Origin of the sequence: Kitasatospora sp. MY 5-36, assembly GCF_001182915.1 — a bacterium.
Classification (GTDB): domain Bacteria; phylum Actinomycetota; class Actinomycetes; order Streptomycetales; family Streptomycetaceae; genus Kitasatospora.
Genome location: NZ_LFVW01000815.1, coordinates 1 through 4167, shown reverse-complemented (window position 1 = coordinate 4167; position 4167 = coordinate 1). Strand labels below are relative to the sequence as shown.

At 74.6% G+C, this 4167-nt stretch carries 5 protein-coding genes; 3 read left to right on the top strand and 2 right to left on the bottom strand.

Going from position 1 to position 4167, the window contains the following annotated elements; all coding sequences use genetic code 11:
• On the top strand, positions 1–700 hold a 700-nt coding region (locus AE652_RS36625), incomplete at its 5' end, for an endonuclease/exonuclease/phosphatase family protein (RefSeq protein WP_049659391.1).
• On the opposite strand, the gene AE652_RS48725 is transcribed toward AE652_RS36625, so the two are convergent.
• Both AE652_RS48725 and AE652_RS36615 read right to left on the bottom strand, forming a co-directional pair.
• On the bottom strand, positions 697–1473 hold the full coding sequence (locus AE652_RS48725; protein ID WP_234348669.1) for a hypothetical protein: 777 nt from the start codon (positions 1471–1473) through the stop codon (positions 697–699). The two genes, AE652_RS36625 and AE652_RS48725, sit on opposite strands and share 4 nt — an antisense overlap.
• Positions 1466–2260, bottom strand: a complete 795-nt coding sequence (locus AE652_RS36615) for a carboxylesterase (protein ID WP_049659385.1) — start codon at positions 2258–2260, stop codon at positions 1466–1468. Before AE652_RS36615 ends, AE652_RS48725 begins: the two co-directional genes overlap by 8 nt.
• Positions 2261–2460: 200 nt before the next feature.
• Between AE652_RS36615 and AE652_RS36610 the strand changes: the two genes are divergently transcribed.
• Entirely contained in the window at positions 2461–3309 is an 849-nt protein-coding gene (locus AE652_RS36610) for a 1-acyl-sn-glycerol-3-phosphate acyltransferase (RefSeq protein WP_049659382.1), read from the top strand.
• A gap of 58 nt (positions 3310–3367) precedes the next feature.
• Positions 3368–4167, top strand: an 800-nt coding sequence (locus AE652_RS36605; protein ID WP_234348668.1) for a DUF5931 domain-containing protein, incomplete at its 3' end; no start/stop codon positions are given.

The window sequence follows — 4167 nt, the reverse complement described above, 5'->3', positions numbered from 1 at the left end:
CGGGCAGGGCGTGGTAGCGGTGGGCACGCGGGCCTGCGAGCCCGACCTGGTCTGCGTCCAGGAGTCCCCGCGCTACTGGCGGCCCGAGGGCCAGGCCGCCTGGCTGGCCCGGAGTACCGGGACGGCCGTCCTGGCCGGCGGCGGCCGCACCGCCGCCGGTCCGCTGCTGCTCGGCCGGCCCGGCGCGGTGGAGCTGCTGGGGGTGCACGACCGGCTGCTGCCCAAGACCCGCGGCCTGCACGCCCGGGGCTTCGCCGGCGCGCTGCTGCGGCTGCCCGGCACGGCGCCGTTCACCGTCACCAGCTGCCACCTCAGCCTGGACCAGGAGGAGCGGTACGGGCAGTTCGAGCTGCTGCTCGACCAGCTCGGGATCGCCGAACTCGGCATCGTGGCAGGGGACTTCAACGAGCACCCGGACGGGCCGGGCTGGCGGCTGCTGGCCTCCCGGCTCCAGGACGGGTACCCGACCGCGCCCTGGGGAGGCGAGTTCACCTCCGTGCCGGAGCGCCCCTACCAGCGGATCGACGCCGTCTTCGCCACGCCCGGGATCACCGTCCTCGGCTGCGGGGTGCCGCACGGGCTGCCCGGTGTCACCGAGGCCGACCTGCGGGCCGCGACCGACCACCTGCCGGTGCTCGCAGTCCTCGAACTGCCGGCCGGCCGACCGGACAGCGCGACGGGCGGCCGGACGGACGGCTAGACCACGGCGCCGTGGTCCGGGTCCTCCGGCTCGTCCTCGTCGCGGTCCTTCATCCGCGCGACCAGGGTGACGAAGCCGCCGAGGAAGGCGGTGATCCCCACCCAGGCGGGCCAGCCGGAGATCTCCCGCCAGACCACCGCGTCGACCAGCAGCAGCGCCGGGCCGCCGAGCACCGCCAGCCAGGCGAACTTGGCGGTCACGTCGGCGGGCGGCAGCGGCGGGGGCTCCGGCGGGACGAAGTGGCCCTCGTCGGTCTCCTCGGCCAGCTCGAAGTCGCGCGGGCCCGCGCCGCCCGCCGGCATCACCGGCCGGCCGGAGCGGGGGCGGGGCTGGGGGGCGAGGTCGGAGAGGTCGTCCTGGTCGCCGCGACCGCCGGGGCCGCCCTCCTTGTGGCCGCCCTTGAGCTCGTTCTGCGCCCGGAGGTTCTCGACCTCGGGCCAGTTCGGGTTGTTGAGGTCGACCGGGTCGTCGAACTGGGCCACCAGGGCGGCGAAGATCGCGTCCTGCTCGGCCTGGCTGCGTTCGGGCGCACGGCGCGGGCGGCGTTCGGCGGCCTCCCCCGGGGCGCCCTCGGCGGTGTTCCCGGCGGAGCCCCCGGCGACGTCCTGGACGGGCGGGGGCGTCGGGGTGCCGTCCGGGCCCGTACGGTCCGTCGGCGCACCGCCCGGGGCCGCGGCGTTCGTCCCGCCGTCCTTGGTCGCGCCGTCCTCGCGGGGAGTCTCGTCCCCGCCGCCCGCCGTGCTGCTCTCGTGCACTTCCGGCCCTTCAGCCATGGTGATCGTCGGATTCGACCCGGGTGACGCCCGCCGCGTGCGCGGGAGCCAGCCGTCGGATGAAGTCCTGGCCGGCCGCGAATATTTCCGCCGCGTCGTGGTCCAGCGTCGCGACGTGGAAGCTGCGCTGGCACAGCCGCTCCGTCACGTCCGTCGAGGATATCCGGGCCAGCACCAGTTCCGAGTTGGCCGGCGAGACGACGTGGTCCTGCGGGCTGTGGAAGAGCAGCACCGGCTGGGTCACCTCCGGCAGCAGCCGCTGGACCTCCCGCCACAGCAGGCTCAGCGACCAGGCGGCGTGCAGCGGGGTGCGGTCGTAGCCGACCTCGGTCACGCCGGCCCGGGCGATGTCATCGGCGACCCCGGGCAGGCTGGGGACCAGGTGGCGCAGCACCGGCAGCAGCGCGCTCGCGGGGGTGTCCGAGCGCACCGACGGGTTGACCAGCACCAGGCCGGAGACCGTCGGCCCGTGCAGCGCCGCGAGCCGCAGCGCCAGCGCGCCGCCCATCGACAGCGCGCAGACGAAGACCTGCTCGCACTCCTCGGCGAGCGCCAGCAGCTCCCGCTCGACCTCGGCGTACCAGTCCTCCCAGCGGGTGAGCTGCATGTCCTGCCAGCGGGTGCCGTGCCCGGGCAGCAGCGGCAGCGACACGGTGTGACCGGCCGCCGCCAGCTCGTCGGCCCACGGCCGCAGCGACTGCGGCGAGCCGGTGAAGCCGTGGCAGAGCAGCACCCCCACCGGTCCGCCGCGGTGGCGGTACGGCTCGGCACCGGGCAGCAACGGCATGGCGGACTCCTTCGCGGGCGGGTGGCGCTGGGGGAGGGGACGCTGGAGGGGAGGTGCTGCGAATTCGCATCGTCCCACGCTCCGCGCCGGGTCGTACACCCCCTACGAGCAGGCCGGGTACGGCCGCTACGGCGGGGCCGGGCACACCGGGCGGCCGCGGGGCATTAGGATCGACCGGTCCGCATAACAGGAGGCCCGGGTTGTTCTACCGACTGATGAAGATGATCGTCGCGCCACTGCTTCGGATCTTCTTCCGGCCCTGGATCGAGGGCGAGGAGAACATCCCCACCGAGGGTGCGGCGATCATCGCGAGCAACCACCTGTCCTTCTCGGACTCGTTCTTCTTCCCCGCGCTGATCAAGCGCCGGGTCACCTTCATCGCGAAGGCCGAGTACTTCAACACCCCGGGCCTCAAGGGCCGGCTGACCGCCGCGTTCTTCAAGGGCGTCGGCCAGCTGCCGGTGGACCGCTCGGGCGTGCGCGGCGCCGGCGAGGCCGCGATCCGCAGCGCCATCGCGGTGCTGGAGGAGGGCGAGCTGTTCGGCGTCTACCCCGAGGGCACCCGTTCGCCCGACGGCAAGCTGTACCGCGGCAAGGTCGGCGGCCTGGCCCGCGTCGCGCTGGCCACCGGCGCCCCGGTGATCCCGGTCGCCATGATCGACACCGAGAAGGTGCAGCCGCCCGGCCAGGTGGTCCCCAACTTCGGCATCCGCCCCGGCATCCGGATCGGCCGCCCGCTGGACTTCTCCCGCTACCACGGCATGGAGAACGACCGCTTCATCCTCCGTTCGGTGACGGACGAGGTGATGTACGAGATCATGCGGCTCTCCGGCCAGGAGTACGTGGACATCTACGCGACCGCCGCCAAGCGGCAGATCGCCGAGGACAAGAAGAAGGCCGACGCCGAGCGCCGGGCCGCCGCCAAGGCGGAGAAGGCGGAGGCGGCCGAGGCCGAGAAGGCGGAGAAGGCCGAGCGGGCCGCCGAGGCGGAGAAGGCGGCCGAGGCCGAGAAGTCCGCCGGGGCGGGCACCGCGGAGAAGCCGGAGTAGGCGTCCGGGCGGCCGCTCCGAGCGGCCGCCCGGACCGGCCCGGGGAGGGGCGGGGCGGATGACGGACGACGGCGGCAGAGCCGGCGCGGTCGGCGGCACGGTGGCGGCCGGCGGCATGTCCGTCGAACTCCCGCTCTGGAAGGCGATCTCCTACTTCCGGGTGCTGGCCCTGTGCTACGCGCTGCTGCGGTACTTCAACTCGTACCTGCACTTCCTGCACCCGGTGGCCGGCTGGATCTTCCTCGGCGCGCTGACCCTGTGGACCCTGGCCAGCACCCGGGCCTTCGCCAACCCGCAGCGCTGCACCCGGTTCGTCCTGGGCACCGACCTCGCCCTCGCCGTCACCGGCATCGTGATGAGCGGCATGACCGACTCCCCGGCCCGGATCAGCCACGGCGCGCCCACCCTGCCGACCATCTGGGCGGCCGGCACGGTGCTGGGCTTCGCCGCGAAGGGCGGCTGGCGCCCGGCGGCGGCCTCGGGCTCGGTGATCGGCGTCGCCAACATCCTCGGCCACGGCGGGCCGACCGGCGACAACATCCACAACATCGTGCTGCTGATGGTGGCCGGCTGCGCGATCGGCTACGTGATCGAGCTGGCCCGGGCCAGCGAGGCCACCCTCACCCGGGCGCTCCAGGTCGAGGCGGCCACCCGGGAGCGCGAGCGGCTCTCCCGGGACATCCACGACGGCGTGCTCCAGGTGCTCGCCCTGGTCCAGCGGCGCGGCGCGGAGCTGAGCGGTACGGAGCCGGGCGGCGGGACGGGCTCCGGTACGGACTTCGCCGAGCTCGGCCGGCTGGCCGGTGAACAGGAGCGCGCGCTGCGGGCCCTGATGACGGGCGGTCCGCTGCCGGAGCA